The 15808-nt window shown below is 61.8% G+C and carries 13 protein-coding genes; 5 read left to right on the top strand and 8 right to left on the bottom strand.

The window, feature by feature from the left end:
* Positions 1-505: 505 nt before the first annotated feature.
* Genes AC1ECK_RS03490 through AC1ECK_RS03480 form a run of 3 tightly spaced genes read right to left on the bottom strand, consistent with a single transcriptional unit; the run spans position 506 to position 3497 of the window.
* Entirely contained in the window at positions 506-817 is a 312-nt protein-coding gene (locus AC1ECK_RS03490) for an AtuA-related protein (protein WP_480315900.1), read from the bottom strand.
* 1 nt (position 818) lies between these two features.
* On the bottom strand, positions 819-2177 hold the full coding sequence (locus AC1ECK_RS03485; RefSeq protein ID WP_480315898.1) for an acyclic terpene utilization AtuA family protein: 1359 nt from the start codon (positions 2175-2177) through the stop codon (positions 819-821).
* Between the two features lie 15 nt (positions 2178-2192).
* On the bottom strand, positions 2193-3497 hold the full coding sequence (locus AC1ECK_RS03480) for a CitMHS family transporter (RefSeq protein WP_480315896.1): 1305 nt from the start codon (positions 3495-3497) through the stop codon (positions 2193-2195).
* 99 nt (positions 3498-3596) lie between these two features.
* Between AC1ECK_RS03480 and AC1ECK_RS03475 the strand changes: the two genes are divergently transcribed.
* On the top strand, positions 3597-4508 hold the full coding sequence (locus AC1ECK_RS03475; RefSeq protein ID WP_480315894.1) for a LysR family transcriptional regulator: 912 nt from the start codon (positions 3597-3599) through the stop codon (positions 4506-4508).
* 337 nt (positions 4509-4845) lie between these two features.
* Here the strand turns inward: AC1ECK_RS03475 and AC1ECK_RS03470 are convergent, their stop codons facing one another.
* Positions 4846-5700 (bottom strand): AraC family transcriptional regulator, encoded by an 855-nt coding sequence (locus tag AC1ECK_RS03470; RefSeq protein WP_480315892.1) that lies wholly within the window; start codon positions 5698-5700, stop codon positions 4846-4848.
* 294 nt (positions 5701-5994) lie between these two features.
* Between AC1ECK_RS03470 and eat the strand changes: the two genes are divergently transcribed.
* Genes eat through eutC form a run of 3 tightly spaced genes read left to right on the top strand, consistent with a single transcriptional unit; the run spans position 5995 to position 9621 of the window.
* Positions 5995-7398: an ethanolamine permease gene (gene eat / locus AC1ECK_RS03465; protein WP_480315890.1), complete on the top strand. Its 1404-nt coding sequence runs from the start codon at positions 5995-5997 to the stop codon at positions 7396-7398.
* 43 nt (positions 7399-7441) lie between these two features.
* Complete coding sequence (locus AC1ECK_RS03460) at positions 7442-8836, top strand: ethanolamine ammonia-lyase subunit EutB (protein ID WP_480315888.1); 1395 nt, start codon at positions 7442-7444, stop codon at positions 8834-8836.
* Positions 8833-9621: an ethanolamine ammonia-lyase subunit EutC gene (gene eutC / locus AC1ECK_RS03455; RefSeq protein ID WP_480315886.1), complete on the top strand. Its 789-nt coding sequence runs from the start codon at positions 8833-8835 to the stop codon at positions 9619-9621. Before AC1ECK_RS03460 ends, eutC begins: the two co-directional genes overlap by 4 nt.
* Positions 9622-9628: 7 nt before the next feature.
* Here eutC and AC1ECK_RS03450 read toward each other — a convergent pair whose 3' ends face one another.
* Together AC1ECK_RS03450 and adh are read right to left on the bottom strand one after the other, a co-directional pair.
* Positions 9629-10021 (bottom strand): DUF779 domain-containing protein, encoded by a 393-nt coding sequence (locus tag AC1ECK_RS03450; protein WP_480315884.1) that lies wholly within the window; start codon positions 10019-10021, stop codon positions 9629-9631.
* 65 nt (positions 10022-10086) lie between these two features.
* Positions 10087-11607 (bottom strand): aldehyde dehydrogenase, encoded by a 1521-nt coding sequence (adh, locus tag AC1ECK_RS03445; protein ID WP_480315882.1) that lies wholly within the window; start codon positions 11605-11607, stop codon positions 10087-10089.
* A gap of 385 nt (positions 11608-11992) precedes the next feature.
* Here adh and AC1ECK_RS03440 point away from each other — a divergent pair, with 385 nt between their 5' ends.
* On the top strand, positions 11993-13096 hold the full coding sequence (locus AC1ECK_RS03440) for a helix-turn-helix domain-containing protein (protein ID WP_480315880.1): 1104 nt from the start codon (positions 11993-11995) through the stop codon (positions 13094-13096).
* Positions 13097-13182: 86 nt separating this feature from the next.
* Here AC1ECK_RS03440 and AC1ECK_RS03435 read toward each other — a convergent pair whose 3' ends face one another.
* Positions 13183-13482, bottom strand: a complete 300-nt coding sequence (locus AC1ECK_RS03435) for a double zinc ribbon domain-containing protein (RefSeq protein WP_480316463.1) — start codon at positions 13480-13482, stop codon at positions 13183-13185.
* Between the two features lie 171 nt (positions 13483-13653).
* Positions 13654-15726 (bottom strand): heavy metal translocating P-type ATPase, encoded by a 2073-nt coding sequence (locus AC1ECK_RS03430; RefSeq protein ID WP_480315878.1) that lies wholly within the window; start codon positions 15724-15726, stop codon positions 13654-13656.
* Positions 15727-15808 lie beyond the last annotated feature (82 nt).

Below are 15808 nucleotides of genomic sequence, written 5' to 3'. Positions count from 1 at the left end.
CGACGCTATCCCAACGTGCCCCGAAGCGCCTGGCCACCCTGCGCGCCAGGCCCACCATCCAATCTGACCGGACACCTAACGAAGCGCTCATGCGCTCGACCATCGAGTCGGGTTCCGCCGGCCCTGCAAGCATGGCATCGGCGATGGCGTAGGTGATCTTTTGCAGAGGAGATAAGCGCATGGCGTGAAATGAGGCGGGCCGGCGAGTCAACACGTCTGGTGCTGCGTGAGCATATTTGCGCAACGCGCAAGCGAGGCTCATGCGACGAACTGCGGAGATGATGCTGATCCACGGGGTAGCCCCGTAGTGCCTGGAACGTTGACTGCCCGGTCCTTGGCAAGCTTGACCCGCCGTCCCGCGAGGTGACAATAGTCGAGCCCCCGACCTCTGTCAACGCTCATATCTATCGAGCATGTTCGAAATGAATGCGGAACGGTGTCATGCTTCGCAAGCAAGACTACGATGCGTTGACCCACCCTCAACCATCGGACGCCCGCCCACAGATCAAGGCCGCGCCGGTATCTCCAGATCGAGCAACGCCGAGCTAAGCGATTTCCCATGCGCATCGAGCGCGAGCGAACGCGTGACGCCGCCGCCGAGCGCATCCTTTAAAACGAAGTTCATCGCACGGATCAGCGGCAACTCATAGCGAATCACCTCGCCATGTACGACATCGCCTAGATGAGCCTTGACCCGCTCAGCCGTGACATGCAAAAGTAAGTGAGCATAATCTTGCTCGTCATAGCAGATCACCGATACGTTTAGCGTATTGCCTTTATCCCCGGTCCGCGAATGCGCGAGTTCTCGCAGTTTCATCTCAGGCCTCCACGATCTCGAAGGTGGGCTTCACAAGATCCCGCGGCAACAACACAGATTGCACCGCGACAACTTCGCGCGTGCCTTTAGTCACACCGCCGCCGCCGGCAGGGCCATTGGTATAAAGCGTTTCCACTTCATTGCCGATCCGCACAGCTTCCGCCTTAGAAACCGTCCGCCCCGCCACACGCAAGCGCACTTCATAAGGCTCCGGGGATCCACCGCCAAGCGTCGAGCCATACAGCGAATCCACGCCAATCAAATCCAGGCGCAGTTCACTCACGTCCACCCCAGTGATCGCCAGTCGCTCGCGCACGACATCCAGCGCGAGCCGTCCGCGGGCAACCGCGCCTGGGCCGCCATAAGAAATCTGTCCTTCGCCGATATAGCCATCAACATAAGCCACCGACACCTTAAGCGTCCCGGTACGCTGCGTGCCTCGTCCACCCGCAACCCACACGCGGTCCTTCGCTTCTTCCACAATCTTCACCTGGGTAAAATCGGCCACCACATCAGGCTGTAAATAGCGCTGCGGGTCGTGGATCTCATAGAGCAGTTGTTCCTTGCAGGTCGCTGCCGTCACGAAGCCTCCCGCATGTTCGACCTTGGTGATAACCACCGAGCCGTCCGCCGACACTTCGCCAATCGGAAACCCTAGCCGCGCGAGACCTGCAACGTCTTTAAAGCCCGGATCAGCGAAGTACCCGCCGGTAATCTGCCCAGCGCACTCCATCAGATGCCCAATCACAGTGGCTTGCCCAAGCCGGTCCCAATCGTCGAAGCTCCAACCGAACTCATGAATCAACGGCGCCGTGAACAGCGACGGATCGGCGGCGCGTCCGGTCAGCACGACATCCGCGCCAGCCTCCAGCGCTGCCACAATCGGCGCAGCGCCAAGATAGGCGTTCGCCGATACGATGCGCTCGTCGAAGGCGGCAACTGCGTCGCCGGATTCTTCAAAGCGGTAGTCGCCACGCCGCACGACGTCGAGCACATCGTCGCCTGTCACCGCCGCGATCTTCAAACCGCCAAGCCCAAGTGCTTTAGCGATTGAAGCAGTCTTGCGCGCCGCAGCCAACGGATTCGCCGCGCCCATATTGGAGACGATCCGCACGCCATTACGCCTCGCAACCGGCAACACTGCCTGCATGCGCGCTTCAAGCAACGGGTCATACCCGCTCTCGGGATCATGGCGTCGCGCCTGCTGCGCCAACGCAATCGTTCGCTCAGCCAGGCATTCGAACACAAGATAGTCGAGCGCGCCGTGCGTCGCCAGTTCTACCGCAGGCTCGATGCGGTCGCCCGAATAGCCGGCGCCGGCGCCGATCCGGACCACCCGCTGAGGACTCGCTGTATTCATTGCAGGTCAACTCGATCAAAGAGGAAAAATGCCCAACGCGACACAAGCGATCGTCATCACGATCGAGGCGCCGAACAGGAGGGGAAACGTGAACTTCTGATGGTCCGCGAGATCGATGCCGGTCAGCCCGCACACAAGGAAGGTCGCAGGCGTCAAAGGACTGATCGGAAAGCCGGTGGTCATCTGGCCAAGCAACGCCGCCTGGCCGATCTTCACGGCGGGAACGCCCAGTTGGCCTGCCACTTCTGCAATCACGGGCAACACGCCGAAGTAGAAAGAGTCCGGATCGAACAACAGGCTAAGCGGCATCGAAACCAGACCGAGTACCACGGGAATATGCGAGGCCATCGAGGCGGGCACGAAACCCACAGCCGTTTGCGCCATCGCCTTGAGCATGCCGCTGCCTTGCATCACGCCGGTAAACACGCCAGCAGCGAGCAGAATCCCCGCCATCATCAGCGCAGCGCGTGCATGCGCATCGATTCGCTGGCGTTGCATGTCGACATTCGGATAGTTCACGAGCAGCGCCACACACAGTCCCACCATGAAAACAAGCGCGGGCGGAACCTTCTCACCCATCGCAACCATCGAGCCCAACACGATCACGGTCAGCACGATGTTGAACCAGAAGTTACGTGGCCTGCGCAGTGCCTTCTGTTCTTCGCTGAGTTCGCGCTGCGGCATCGGCACATTACCCGCGGCTGCCGTCAGTCCGAGGCGCTTTTCTTCGCGGCGGCCGAGCCAGAACGCCATCCCGAACACAAACACGAGGCCGATGATTTGCACCGGTATCAGCGGGTTGAATAGCGCGGCAATCGGCAGATGCAGCGAAGCCGAGGCGCGGATCATCGGCCCGGTCCACGGCAGGAAATTGATGCCCGCCGCCATCGATGCCGCCGCGGCCAGCACGCGCCGGTCCATGTTCAGGCGGTCGTAGAGCGGCAGCATCGCCGGGATCGTGACGAGAAAACACACCGCGCCCGAACCATCGAGGTGGATCAGCAGCGCAAGCAGCGTCGTGCCCATGACGATGCGTGTCGGCCGGGTGCCGACAGTCCGGAGGATGCGATCGATGATCGGGTCGAGCGTGCCGGCATCGGTGATCGTGCCGAAGTAGAGAATCGCAAACACGAACATGCCGACCACGGGGGCGAGGCTCTTGAGTCCTTCGACCACGAACTTGCTGGTTTGCAGCCCGAAACCGCCAATCAGCGACGCGGCAATCGGCACGACGATCAGCGCGACCAGCGGCGACATCCGTTTGGAAAGGATCGCCGCGAGCAGGACGACGATGGTGGTCAGACCCAATAGTGGCAGCACGTGTATGTCTCCGATCTTGTCTTTTAGTACCGACAAGCGTAGGTTCCATACATAAATAGAGCAATTGAAATGATTTGATCGCAGCAATCACACTTCGTAATGGATCTGAACCTTCGCGAAATTCGCGCCTTTATCGCCGTCGCCGAAGCGGGCAGCTTTACGCGCGCCGCCGTGCGGCTGCATCTGTCCCAGCCCGCCTTGACGGTGCAGATTCGCCGGCTCGAGGAGACGTTGGGTGCGCGTCTGTTCGACCGCAACAGCCGTAACGTCGCGCTGACGCCGGTTGGCCGCGAACTGCTGCCGGTCCTGCAAAAATCGCTGCGGGAGATGGAGCATGTGCTGCTCGACGCACGCGCATTGAGCGATGGCTCGACCGGTACGGTTCGCATTGCCTGCTTGCCGTCGTTCGCCGCCAGCCTGTTGCCGGACTTCGTGCGCGAGTTCAGACGCGAGGTGCCGGGGGCGGCCTTCGACATTCGCGATGTGGTGGCAAGCGTCGTCAATCGGCTGGTGCGCAGCGAAGAGGTGGATCTGGGGCTAACGGGCGGCGAGGTGGTCGATTCTTCGCTCGAAGTGCTGCATGCCGGCGAGGACCGGCTTTGCATCGTTTGTCCAGCCGGTCACCCGCTCGCGCGCAAGCGCCGCATCACGCTGGAAAACCTTGAGGGTCATCCGCTCGTGCTGACCGCGGCGGGTACGAGTGTGCGCGCTGTCGTCGATGCCGCATTCGAACAGGCGGGCGTGGCGCCCGTCCTCACCTGCGAGCCCACCTACATGATGACCGCGGTCGCGATGGTGCGCGCAGGTTTGGGACTGACGATCCTGCCTCGCTCGTCGCGCGAGATTCTTGCCGAGTCGAGCGTGGTCGCACGCGTCATCGACGATCCCCGCTTCGTACGTCCCATTGCGCTCATCAAGAAACGAGGCAGAACCCTGCCACCGGTGACGGAAATCTTCGTGGCTGCGATTGCGCCGGCGCTGGAAGAGACGAGAACAGCCAGGAGCCGGTAGCAAGAGGCGAGTTATCCACATCCGCTTCTGGACAACTGCGGGATAAGGCCCCTAACTTCCTGTGGGCCGAACTTTGATAAGACGCCGCAGCTCCGCGACGCCTCAAAAGTTGTCCCTGGCTCAGGATGTCTGTTCACGATCCGCCCTAAGGGTTATGGAATCCCTAGGGCCTTGATCTACCAATGAAGATTGGAGTTATCCACAGAAAGCGCCCGTCTTTGTTAACTATTACTACGTATATATATGTATACAGAGAAAAACAAAGACAAGGCACGCGTTCGCTGCATTCACTCCGCGTAAAAGCCCGGCAAGCGCATGCTCGAACGCGTCCAAAGCATCAGGCCAACGGCAAACAGATTTCCGTCAGCAGATCGGACGGCGCGGTGTCTTTAGGGTTGTTCAGATACTCCTCAAAGGCAGGCGCATCCGCCGCCTCGTGCCCGGACTGCACCAGCCATTCCCCATATAGCCACTGATAAGCCGCGGCCATATCCGCATACGGTCCCTGATGGCGCAATACCGCGTACCGTCCGCCGCGCAAGGGCGTCAATGAAACCGGCGCAGCCACCTCAACCGCGCGCGGCAGCACCACGCCGGCCTTCGAGCGCAAGGCCGCCTCGGCCACTGACCCCGGATCGTCATAGTAAATTCCGATCATCCGCATCTCGGGACAAAACAGGTCTCGCGCGGCAAGCCATCCCATCAGCGCATCGAAGGCCTTGCCGATCTGCATATACGAACCGAGATGATCGACAGTCACAACCTGCATGGCCGGCACATCCCGAATCACCACTTCACGCATTGCCATTTCATCGTCTCCTGATCGCACCGGCCGAAACCGGCTATGTGTACCCTGCTTGCGATATTGCGCCGGCGGCATGCCGAACATCGCCCGAAACGTCCTCGAAAACGACTGCAAGCTGCTATACCCCGAGCGTTCGGCAATCTGCGCAATCGGCATCGAACCGTTCGCCAGATATCCCGCCGCGCGATGCAAGCGCAACCTGCGCACGGTCGCAGCCACCGTTTCGCCGTACATCGCCTGATAAATGCGGTGCCAGTGGTAGGGCGACAGACACGCAATCTCCGCGAGCCGGTCGATATCGAGCGGCTCGTCGAGGTGATCGTAAATATGGTCGAGCACGCGGTTCAAACGCGCTTCGTAGCGTGCCCGGTGACTAGGGTCGTTCATGTGGGTGGCAAACAGAGCAGGCGTTGAGCAGGAGTCAAGGTAGCATGGACGGCTTTACCAAATCCTGCGGATTTCACGAGTTCAGCTTCAGCATAATTCGAGCAATTCCGTGTCGCACTGCAACAAAATCATCCTGTCCAAGATAAAGCCGCAATATCTCTCCGCTTGACGATCTTTGCCGATTTTCGATAACACCTCGATTAATGGCTCACTACCATCGGCTCAAGCCTGACCGCTTTTGCTCCGCACCGTGCGGCGCGCAGCTCAACAAGCGGCCAATCCTGGGAGCTTCCAATGAAATCAGAGTCGAAAGGCCAGCACATCGGCAAGGTGACGCATCACGAGCTGAAGCAGACGCTCGGCACATGGCAGTTGTGGGGGATCGCAGTCGGCCTCGTCATTTCAGGCGAATACTTCGGCTGGAGCTACGGCTGGGCGAGCGCGGGCACGCTCGGTTTCGTGTTCACGGCGGTGTTTATCGCCGCGATGTACACCACTTTCATCTTTAGCTTCACGGAACTCACCACCTCGATTCCGCAAGCGGGCGGCCCGTTTGCATACGCGCGCCGCGCCTTCGGTCCGACGGGCGGCTATATCGCAGGTGCCGCGACGTTGGTTGAATTCGTGTTTGCGCCGCCGGCCATTGCGCTTGCCATCGGTGCGTATCTGCACGTCCAGTTCCCCGGGCTCGAACCGAAACACGCCGCCATGGGCGCGTATCTGGTCTTTATGGCGCTGAATATCGTCGGCGTGCAGATTGCGGCGGCTTTCGAACTGTTCGTCACCGTCCTCGCGATCTTTGAATTGCTGGTGTTTATGGGTGTGGTGTCGCCGGGCTTCCAGTGGGCCAACTTCACGAAGGGCGGCTGGGCTGGTGCGGATAGCTTCAGCATGGGCTCGTTCCACGGCATGTTCGCGGCGATTCCGTTCGCCATCTGGTTCTTCCTCGCTATCGAAGGCGTGGCGATGGCCGCCGAAGAAGCGAAAAACCCGAAGCGCTCCATTCCGATTGCCTATGTGACCGGCATCCTGACGCTCGTCGTGCTGGCGATCGGCGTGATGGTGTTCGCGGGCGCCGCCGGCGACTGGACCAAGCTCTCGAACATCAACGACCCGCTGCCGCAAGCGATGAAATACATCGTCGGCGAGCACAGCGGCTGGATGCATATGCTCGTGTGGCTTGGCCTGTTCGGCTTGATCGCATCGTTTCACGGCATCATCCTCGGTTACTCGCGGCAGATTTTCGCGCTGGCCCGGGCCGGCTATCTGCCGGAGTGGCTCTCCAAGGTTCATCCACGCTTCAAGACCCCGCATCGGGCGATTCTCGCTGGTGGCGTAATCGGCATTGCCGCGATCTACAGCGACGAGCTGATCCAGTTCGCCGGCCAGACGCTGACGGCGAACATCGTGACGATGTCCGTGTTTGGGGCTATCGTGATGTATATCGTCAGCATGTTGGCGCTGTTCAAGCTGCGCCGCTCCGAGCCGAACATGGAGCGGCCGTTCCGCGCGCCGTTGTTCCCGTTCTTTCCGGCGTTCGCGCTGGTGGCCGCGGTGATTTCGCTGGCGACGATGGTCTACTTCAACCTGCTGGTGGCGTTTGTCTTCGCGATTTTTCTGGTGCTCGGCTACGTCTACTTCCTGCTGACGCGTCACCAGCGCGAAGTCGCCCCAGCGGACGCGTTACTCGAAGAATGACGGATCAAGCCGCTGCGCGAGCAGCGGCGACGGAGTCGTAGAGATGAGCTATACGGAGATCGTCGGCAGCCGGACCTACCGGTTTGCCGATCTGAAAACGTTGATGGCGAAGGCGAGCCCGCTGCGCTCGGGCGACCAGCTCGCGGGTGTGGCGGCGGCCAGCGAGGAAGAACGCGTTGCGGCCAAGATGGCGCTCGCGCAGGTACCGCTGCGCACCTTCCTCAACGAGGCGCTGATTCCGTACGAGAGCGACGAAGTCACGCGCCTCACGATCGACGATCACTCGCCCGAGGCCTTCGCCGAAATCGCCCATCTCACGGTAGGCGATTTTCGTAACTGGCTGCTCAGCAGCGAGACGGATGCCGCGGCGCTCACGCGCATCACCGCGGGACTGACGCCGGAGATGGTCGCCTCGGTGTCGAAGCTGATGCGCAACCAGGACCTGATCGCGGCGGCGCGCAAGCGTCCGGTGATCACGCGTTTTCGCAATACGGTGGGCCTGCCAGGTCATATGTCGGTGCGCCTGCAACCGAATCATCCGACGGATGACGTCAAGGGCATTGCCGCCTCGATGCTCGACGGCCTGATGTACGGCTGCGGCGACGCGATGATCGGCATCAATCCCGCCACCGACAGCCTCGCTGCAATCACCACGCTGTTGCTGATGATCGACGACTTCCGGCAGCGCTATCAGGTGCCGACGCAATCGTGCGTGCTGACTCATGTGACCAACATGATCGCGGCCATCGAGAAGGGCGCGCCGGTCGACCTGGTGTTTCAGTCGATTGCCGGGACGGAGAAAGCGAATGCCGGCTTCGGCATTTCGCTCGCGCTGCTGCAGGAAGCGTATGAGGCCGCGTTGTCACTGAAGCGCGGCACGGTCGGCAATAACGTGATGTATTTCGAAACCGGGCAGGGCAGTGCGCTCTCGGCAAACGCGCATCATGGCGTCGACCAGCAGACCTGCGAAGTGCGAGCCTATGCGGTGGCCCGCAAGTTCAATCCGTTCCTCGTCAATACGGTGGTCGGCTTTATTGGCCCCGAGTATCTCTATGACGGCAAGCAGATCACGCGCGCCGGTCTCGAAGATCACTTCTGCGGCAAGCTGCTCGGTGTGCCAATGGGATGCGACATCTGCTATACGAATCACGCGGAAGCCGATCAGGACGATATGGACAACCTGTTGACGCTGCTCGGCGTCGCGGGCATCAACTTCATCATGGGCGTGCCGGGTGCGGACGACGTGATGTTGAACTATCAGAGCACCTCATTCCATGACGCGCTGTATGTGCGCGACGTATTGGGTCTAAGACGCGCACCCGAATTCGAAGAGTGGCTGGAGTCGATGCAGATCACCGATACGCGCGGTATCTTGCTGAACGGCGCGACACGGCAGCCTTTGCTGGAAGGCGCGCGCGAGTGGATGGGCATCGTATGAGCAAGGATTTCCTCGAGAAGAATCCATGGAGCGCATTGCGGCAATTCACCAATGCGCGCATCGCCTTGGGCCGCGCCGGCAACAGCTTGCCGACCGCGCCGCTGCTCGCCTTCAATCTCTCGCATGCGCAAGCGCGGGACGCCGTGCATCAGCCGCTCGATGTCGAGGTGCTGCACGAGCAATTACGCGCCAATGGCTTCACGACGCTCGATGTGCATAGCGCAGCGCCCGACCGGCAGCATTATTTGCGGCGTCCGGACCTCGGTCGGCGTTTGTCCGACGAGAGCCGCGCGGCGCTTGCGCAAGCGGCTATCGAGCCGCCGGAAGTGGTGTTTGTGATCGCCGACGGCTTGTCGGCATTCGCAGCATCAAAGCAGTCGATCCCGCTGTTGCAGGCTGTCTGTTCGAAGCTCGCGGACTGGAAGATTGGTCCCGTTGTGGTTGCACGGCAAGGACGGGTGGCGCTCGGCGACGAGATCGGCGAATTGCTGGGCACGAAGCTCGTGGTGATGCTGATCGGCGAGCGCCCGGGGTTGAGCTCGCCGGATAGTCTCGGCATCTATCTGACGTATGCGCCTAAAGTGGGCTGCAACGATGCGCAGCGCAATTGCATTTCGAACGTGAGACCCGAGGGGCTGAGTTATGCGGGAGCGGCGCACAAGCTGCACTATCTGCTCACGCATGCGCGCCGTCTGGGTCTGACTGGAGTGGGGCTGAAAGACGATAGCGACGCGTTGCTTGAAGCGGCGCCGCAAACGCCGGCCGTCACCGCGGCGCCAAAATAGCGCTCCCTCACGCATCCGCTCGTTCAACCGGATGCGTTTCCAGCCACGCGTTTTCATCGTCTTCAAAGAGCCGCGAGCGCGTCAGAAACCGCAATCCTGTAGGTCGCTCCAACGAAAACATCCCGCCATTGCCGGGCACCACATCAATGATCAATTGCGTGTGCTGCCAGTACTCGAATTGCGATTCGCTCATATAAAACGGCACGCTCGCAATCGTGCCGAGTTTCACGTCGGACGAGCCAACCATAAAATCGTTTACTGGAAAACACATTGGCGCGCTGCCGTCGCAACATCCTCCCGACTGATGAAACAGCACCGGCCCATGTTCGGCCTGTAGCTTTTCGATCAACTCCGCCGCTGCAGGCGTGATGATCACGCGTTCTACTTCCTTGCCTGCCATGACGACTCCTCGCTTAATGAAAGAGCGAGCCGCACCGCGCGGCCCGCTCACAAGGAACGCCTCGATCAGAAGAAGCCGAGCGGCTTCTGGCTGTAGCTGACGAGCAGGTTCTTGGTCTGCTGATAGTGGTCGAGCATCATCTTGTGATTCTCACGGCCGATGCCCGATTGCTTGTAGCCGCCGAACGCCGCGTGCGCCGGATACGCGTGATAGCAATTGGTCCATACGCGACCCGCCTGAATGCCGCGTCCCATGCGATAGGCGCGCGAGCCGTCGCGCGACCATACGCCGGCGCCGAGACCGTACAGCGTGTCATTGGCGATTTCCAGCGCTTCGTCTTCGCTCTTGAAGGTCGTCACCGACACCACCGGCCCGAAGATTTCTTCCTGGAAAATGCGCATCTTGTTGTGGCCACGGAACACGGTGGGCTTAACGTAATAGCCCTTGTTCAGCTCACCTTCGAGCGTGTTGCGCTCGCCGCCGATCAGGCACTGTGCGCCTTCCTGCTTGCCAAGATCGATATACGACAGGATCTTTTCAAGCTGTTCCTGTGAGGCTTGAGCACCGATCATCGTCTTGCTGTCGAGCGGGTGGCCTTGCGTGATGGCAGCGACGCGCTTGAGCGCGCGCTCCATGAAGCGGTCGTAAATCTTCTCGTCGATCAGCACGCGCGATGGGCAGGTACAGACTTCACCCTGATTCAGTGCGAACATCGCGAAGCCTTCGAGCGCCTTGTCGAAGTAGCTGTCGTCGTGATCCATGACGTCCGCGAAGAAAATATTCGGGCTCTTGCCGCCCAGTTCCAACGTCACCGGAATGATGTTCTGGCTTGCGTACTGCATGATCAGACGGCCGGTCGTCGTTTCACCGGTAAAGGCAATCTTCGCAATGCGCTTGTTCGACGCGAGTGGCTTGCCCGCTTCAAGACCGAAGCCGTTCACGACGTTGACCACGCCGGGCGGCAGCAGATCCTGAATCAGTTCGAGCAAGACGAGGATCGAGGCGGGTGTTTGCTCAGCCGGCTTCAGGACGACGCAATTGCCGGCGGCCAGCGCCGGCGCGAGCTTCCAGACTGCCATCAGGATCGGGAAATTCCACGGAATGATCTGGCCGACGACGCCGAGCGGTTCGTGGAAGTGGTAGGCAATCGTGTCGTCGTCGATCTCGGAGATCGAACCTTCCTGGGCGCGCACGCAGCCGGCGAAATAACGGAAGTGATCTATTGCGAGCGGGATGTCCGCGGCCATCGTTTCGCGCAACGGCTTGCCGTTGTCGATCGTTTCCGCGACGGCGATACGCTGCAGGTTCGCCTCCATGCGATCGGCGATGCGGTTGAGGATGTTGGCGCGATCGGTCGTGGAGGTCTTGCCCCATGCGGCCTTGGCGCGATGCGCGGCGTCGAGCGCGAGTTCGATATCGGCCTCGCGCGAACGCGGGATCGAGGTGAACGGTTCACCTGTGATGGGCGAGATGTTGTCGAAATACTCGCCGCCAACCGGCTTTACCCATTCACCGCCGATAAAGTTCGCATACTGCTTTTTGTACGGGAATTCGGTGGTCAGAAACTGCATCTCTGCGTGATTCATCTGTGTGCTCCTCACATGTTCGAATGGTCGGTACCCGGCGCGGTGTTCCGCTTGCCGCCTGTCGCATACGCCAGAAACGTGCCAATGCACGCGTTTGGTGAGCCGGGCTGGCCCGGTGGGCACCAACGGGGCATCGCCGCGCTCAAGCTGTTCAAGGTGTTCAGTGCGACACGTACCGATTCTGAACAGCCCACGCGCAGGGTGCTCAATAACTGAACAATCGGCGGGCGGCTCGCGGCAAACCCGGCACGGGACGCGTTCGGCATAAGACTTGCGTTCGTGTACCGGATTCGGGGCCTTGCGCGGCAGGGCTTTTTGAAGCGCTATAGTGGTTCGCTCACGGCATTCCATTCACTGCGTGAACCCGCTTTCTGGCAGATCCGGTATGACGATCGATTTTTCCTGCGCTGAACCTGCTGCCGACTCACTCGTTGCCGGCGAGGCAAGCGCGCAGGCACGGGATGCGGCGTCAGGTTTTCGCGTCCAGACCTGCGTCGCCCACGATGCCGACGAACAGGCTCGCAACCTGCACGGCTGGAGCCAAACCTACGATCAACTGACCGCCGGCCGCTTCACCGGCACGATCACGGAGCTGTTTCTCGATCACATGCAGGTGTTCTGCGAAACGACGAGCCACACTTTGCGGCAAACCTGCGAGGTCCAGTCGGACGCATACTGGTTCGGCATTCCGACGCATGCGCAGCACACCGGACGCGTCGATGCCAGCGTCATTGCGCATGATTCGCTTGCATGCCGGCCGGGCGGCGTCGAGTTCGAATTGATCACGCCGGAGGGCTTCGAGATTTTCGGCGTCGTGGTGAAGGGCGAGGTATTGCGCCGCTATGCCGCTGAGGTCGAGCAGATTGGTCTCGCTGATCATCTGCCGAATACCGAGGTCATGCCGATCGGGCTCGCGCGCAAGGAGCGCTTATGCGCATCGTTGCGGGATATCCTCGACGAAAGCGCGGCGAGCACCGCCTCGTTGTCGGCGTTTGCCCGCAACAATTTGCAGGCCTCGGTGCTTGCCTCGCTGTTCGACCTGGGTTCGCTCACCTCTGGCGAACCGATGGCGATTCCGACGCGGCCGCGCCGTCAATGGATCGTCTCGGAAGCGCGCGATTATGTGCTGGCCAATCGCGAGCGTGCGGTGAATGTGCCCGAGTTGTGCGAGCGGCTGCATGTGAGCCGGCGGACGTTGCAGTATTGCTTTCAGGATGTGCTCGGCATGGCGCCGGCCACCTACCTGCGCACGATCAGGCTTAACGGTGCGCGGCGCGACCTGTGCGACGCAGGGCGCGAAGCGCGCTCGGTTCAGGATGTGGCCGCGGCATGGGGCTTCTGGCATCTGAGCCAATTCGCCACGGACTACCGGAAATTGTTCGGTGTGCGGCCTTCGGAGACGTTGAGGGCCGCGCTTAATGGTCGTGATGGCCGCGAGGCGGCAAGCCCGGTCGCTCAGAACGGCGCATTTGCGCATGCTGGTTGTTGAGGCGCAGGCTGAAACACTGGCCGGAAAACGGAAACGGGCAGCGCAGGCTGCCCGTCTTTTGCTGCGTAGGGTTGTCGTGTGGCGTGCTAACCGAGTGCCGTCACCGGCGTTCCGCACTGCTGGCAGAACCGCGCGCCGATAGGAACCTCAGACCGGCACGCGCCACACGCGAGCGGAACCAGCGCGCTGCCGCACTGCTGACAGAAGTGGTCGCCGGGTGCACCGAATGCGCGGCACTTCGGACAGGCTGCGGTGATGGCGCTCGCCGGCAGCGGTTGACTACTTCGGTACGGCGGCAAGCTATTGCGTGAAGCATGGTGAGCGCTGCTACCGTGGTTGCTTCGTTTGCTTTCGTGATGACCGCCGCCATGACGGTCACCCAGCATTTTTTCCCAGAATCCCATGGCAATCTCCTGTCGAACAGAGTTAGCGCTTACTCTGGTTCCATACAAGGCGGTCGACCAGAGTTGGCGCTTTAGCGGTCCTACGCAAAGCCTCGCCCAGCGTAGCTAGACCGATAACCAACCCGACGCGCCACTCGATTCGCTACGGCGCGCTCACTTGCGCAGCAGTCTCAGCCCGTTGCCAACCACCAGCAGGCTGGCGCCTGCATCGGCGAAGACGGCCATCCACATCGTGCCGTAGCCCATCAGCGTGAGCGTCAGAAACACCGCCTTCACGCCAAGCGCCAGCGCAATGTTCTGCACCAGCACCGAGTGCGTCGCCTGCGAGAGCTTGATGAAGAGCGGAATCTTGCGCAGATTGTCGTCCATCAGGGCGACGTCCGCTGTTTCGATGGCGGTGTCGGTGCCCATCGCGCCCATCGCGAAGCCGATGTCGGCCCGCGCGAGCGCCGGCGCATCGTTGATGCCGTCGCCGACCATCCCGACCGTCGCGCCATTCGCCGCGAGCCCTTCCACCGCCTTGAGCTTGTCCTCCGGCAACTGGTCGCCGCGCGCCTGATCGATGCCGACCTGCTGGGCGATCGCGTCCGCCGTATGCGGGTTGTCGCCGGTCAGCATGGCGGTCTGCACGCCCAGCGTGTGCAAGTCGGCAATCGCCGCGCGGCTGCTTTCCTTCACCGTATCGGCGACCGCGAAGAGGGCCAGCACGTTGTTGGCATCCACCAGCATCACGACGGTCTTGCCCTGACGCTCGAGCGTGTCTAACCGGGCTTCGAGAGCCTGCGAGCAGCGGCCGAGTTCGTGAACGAGGCGGTGGTTGCCGAGCAGATACGACACGCCGTCGATCGTGCCGCTTACGCCGCGGCCCAGAATCGCTTCGAAGCCTTCAACCTTCGACGTCGCGATGCCGTCGGCTTTCGCCGCGCTCGCAATGGCTTGCGACACCGGATGATCCGAGCGGCCAGCCAGGCTGGCGGCGAGGTTGCGGCAACGAGCGAGGTCCAGATCCGCGCGCAGTTCGAAGTCTGTCTGCACCGGCTTGCCGTGCGTGATCGTGCCGGTTTTGTCGAGGGCGAGCCACTTCAGCTTGCGGCCCTGCTCGAGGTACGCGCCGCCCTTGATGAGGATGCCGTGGCGGGCGGCGGCGGCGAGGCCGCTGACGATCGTCACCGGGGTGGAGATCACCAGCGCACACGGACAGGCGATCACCAGCATCACCAGCGCCTTGTAGACCCAGTCGTGCCACACACCGCCGAACAGCAGCGGCGGGACCACCGCCACAGCCAACGCCACCGCGAACACGATCGGCGTGTAGACGCGGGCGAACTGATCGACGAAGCGCTGCGTCGGCGCTTTGGAGCCTTGGGCTTCTTCGACGGCGTGGATGATGCGCGCCAGCGTCGTGTTGCTGGCCGCGGCGGTCACGCGATAGTCGAAAGAGCCGGCCTGGTTGATGGTGCCGGCGAACACGGCGTCGCCCTCGGACTTGTCGACCGGCAGGCTTTCGCCGGTGATCGGCGCCTGGTTCACGCTCGAGCGGCCCGCGACGATCTCTCCGTCCAGCCCGATGCGCTCACCCGGCTTCACGCGCACGATGTTGCCCGGCGCGACCGACTTGATATCTACCGCGCTCCAGTTGCCGTTGGGCTGCTTGACCGTAGCCTGTTCGGGCGTCAGTTGCATCAAGCCCTTGATCGCGTTGCGGGCGCGGTCCAGCGATTTGGCTTCGATCAGTTCGGCAATCGTGAACAGCACCATCACCATCGCCGCTTCCGGCCATTGGCGCAGGATCAGCGCGCCGGTGACCGCGATGCTCATCAGCGCGTTGATGTTGAGGTTGCCGTTGCGGATCGCCAGCCAGCCTTTTTTGTAGGTGGTCAGGCCGCACGAGAGCACCGCGATGATCGCCAGCGCCGCCGCGAGCCAAGTGGGTGCGCCGAGCCAGCTACCCGCTTCCGAGCCCACGGCTGCCGCGCCGGCCAGCGCCAGCGGCCACCAGGGCTTGGGTGGCGTGGCGGGGACGCTGTCCAGCGGGGCGGCGGCGTCGGCCAGTTGCGGGTCGAAGTCGAGCGAGCGCAGACTTGCCAGGATCGAACCCAGTGCGTCCGGGGCGTGCACGACCGTGAGCACGCGCTGCATCAGGTTGAAGTCGAGGCTGCGCACGTAAGGCATGCGGCCCAGCTTCTTGCGGATCAGTGCCTCTTCGGTCGGGCAGTCCATCTGCATGATGCGGATCGAGGTGCGTACGTTGCCGCCGACCGTTTCCGGCCCGGAAAGCTTGGCCAGGACGGCGGGGGCGGCGGAGCAG

This window comes from Paraburkholderia sp. SSBN10T, from assembly GCF_056619545.1.
Note: the sequence above shows the minus strand (reverse complement) of the source record. Positions and strands in the feature narration are given on the sequence as shown.

Coding starts and splice junctions, on each gene's coding strand:
- AC1ECK_RS03435 (WP_480316463.1), bottom strand. CDS start 13,482: ATGCTGGGTGACCGTCATGGCGGCGGTCATCACGAAAGCAAACGAAGC.
- AC1ECK_RS03440 (WP_480315880.1), top strand. CDS start 11,993: ATGACGATCGATTTTTCCTGCGCTGAACCTGCTGCCGACTCACTCGTT.
- AC1ECK_RS03490 (WP_480315900.1), bottom strand. CDS start 817: ATGAAACTGCGAGAACTCGCGCATTCGCGGACCGGGGATAAAGGCAAT.
- AC1ECK_RS03450 (WP_480315884.1), bottom strand. CDS start 10,021: ATGGCAGGCAAGGAAGTAGAACGCGTGATCATCACGCCTGCAGCGGCG.
- AC1ECK_RS03460 (WP_480315888.1), top strand. CDS start 7,442: ATGAGCTATACGGAGATCGTCGGCAGCCGGACCTACCGGTTTGCCGAT.
- eutC (WP_480315886.1), top strand. CDS start 8,833: ATGAGCAAGGATTTCCTCGAGAAGAATCCATGGAGCGCATTGCGGCAA.
- AC1ECK_RS03485 (WP_480315898.1), bottom strand. CDS start 2,177: ATGAATACAGCGAGTCCTCAGCGGGTGGTCCGGATCGGCGCCGGCGCC.
- AC1ECK_RS03470 (WP_480315892.1), bottom strand. CDS start 5,700: ATGAACGACCCTAGTCACCGGGCACGCTACGAAGCGCGTTTGAACCGC.
- adh (WP_480315882.1), bottom strand. CDS start 11,607: ATGAATCACGCAGAGATGCAGTTTCTGACCACCGAATTCCCGTACAAA.
- AC1ECK_RS03430 (WP_480315878.1), bottom strand. CDS start 15,726: ATGCAGATGGACTGCCCGACCGAAGAGGCACTGATCCGCAAGAAGCTG.
- eat (WP_480315890.1), top strand. CDS start 5,995: ATGAAATCAGAGTCGAAAGGCCAGCACATCGGCAAGGTGACGCATCAC.
- AC1ECK_RS03475 (WP_480315894.1), top strand. CDS start 3,597: ATGGATCTGAACCTTCGCGAAATTCGCGCCTTTATCGCCGTCGCCGAA.